Genomic DNA, 1,554 nt, shown 5'->3' on the forward strand with positions numbered 1-1,554 from the left:
ATGAACGCCGTGCTTTGCGTACAGCTGCTTCATTTCCGCCTGGAGCTTTTGCTGAGTTTCCATATCGCGCGATGAATACTTCTTTTGGATAGCCTTCAACTGCGGTTGGATCTCTTGCATTGCCACCATGTTACGAGTTTGGAAGATCATCAATGGTAAGATGATCACCCGAATGATCAACGTGAAAAAGATGATCCCCATCCCGTAACTTTGACCGAACAAGTTTGATAACCAAATAATCGCCCGTGAGAAATTCAAGATGATCAAGCCATCCCAAAACCCGGTGCTCTTATCCGTGATCGGGGTATTACTACACCCACTCAAAACTAGTACGATTGCTAGTACGGCCAGCATTGCCAGTATTTTTCTGTACTTTTTCAAACGAATGTCCTCACTTTAATCATTGTCCAGCAGGTGCGCTAGCTTTAGCGCATGGCTTAGATAAGCTTTGGTTTCGGCTTGCGACTTACCGGCAACGGTTGGTCGGGCAATGACGAGAAAGTCCGCATCTTGCTTAAGCTGCGGCTTTAGCTCGGTGATTGATTGCCGAATCCGGCGTTTGACCCAATTACGTGCAACGGCGTTTCCGATCTTCTTACCGACCGAGATACCGACGCGAAAATGGGGTTGCCCCGGTTTTTCCAAAACGTAAATGACAAATTGACGATTGGCATACGAGTTGCGGGTCTCAAAAACTTGTTGGAATTCAGTTTCCTTTTTTACCCGATATGATTTTCGCATAATCCATCTCCATGTGTGCGCTCAAGCTCTTGAGCGAATTGCTACACAACTTTACAGCCCTAAACACCTGGTCTAGGACTGTAAAGAAAAAGCCACTGATTATCAGTGGCCTATGCAGACAATACTTTTCTGCCTCGTTGGCGTCGACGGGCTAACACTTTACGGCCATTGCTGGTGCTCATCCGTTTGCGGAAACCATGTACACGTTGACGATGGCGCTTCTTTGGTTGGTAAGTTCTCTTCATCATGACACCTCCTTCTCCATAATGACATGAATCAATTCGATTAAGTCGTTATTTTCAAAACGCAGTTTACATCTAAACGCATTTCCTAACTACTATAGCATATTTTTATTTGTTTGAAAACCAGTAAATTAAATTTCTCCGCAGTATTTCGGGAACGAAAAATTATTTAATTGCGGATTTCTTTGTGGATTGTCCCCAGGTAACTTTCCGTTATTCGCAATTTACCCACAAACTTTTCGACAAATTAACGGGTTGTTATTTAGTTATCCACAAGGCATATTTATCTTGTGCATAACTGTGAAAAACGTTTTGATACCGGCTTTAGTTTTGAACCTGTTTTTGTGGATAAGTGGCATGTTTCAAAATTAGCCTTCGGTTTTCGACAAGCTGTGCATATTCAAATCCCAGCCTGTGAATTCTCTTAACTTTAACTTGTCCACCTGTGGAAAACTCTATATGTTCATGCTAAAATAGAATTACGTTTTTTAAGAAAAGGGGTATCCACGTGCTGGAACGTAATGACTTATGGAATCTCATTAAGTTCTCTATGGAACAAGATCTGTCCAAG

At 42.5% G+C, this 1,554-nt stretch carries 3 protein-coding genes; all 3 read right to left on the reverse strand.

All coding sequences use genetic code 11. From position 1 onward, the window contains the following. The coding region (locus AB3112_RS11395) for a YidC/Oxa1 family membrane protein insertase (protein WP_367334559.1) at positions 1–381 on the reverse strand (381 nt) is incomplete at its 3' end. Between the two features lie 15 nt (positions 382–396). After that, positions 397–741: a ribonuclease P protein component gene (gene rnpA, locus AB3112_RS11400; protein ID WP_003640224.1), complete on the reverse strand. Its 345-nt coding sequence runs from the start codon at positions 739–741 to the stop codon at positions 397–399. A gap of 110 nt (positions 742–851) precedes the next feature. Beyond that, on the reverse strand, positions 852–986 hold the full coding sequence (gene rpmH, locus AB3112_RS11405; protein ID WP_003640225.1) for a 50S ribosomal protein L34: 135 nt from the start codon (positions 984–986) through the stop codon (positions 852–854). Positions 987–1,554: the final 568 nt, after the last annotated feature.

Source organism: Lentilactobacillus sp., assembly GCF_040773105.1.
Taxonomy (GTDB): Bacteria; Bacillota; Bacilli; order Lactobacillales; family Lactobacillaceae; genus Lentilactobacillus; species Lentilactobacillus parabuchneri.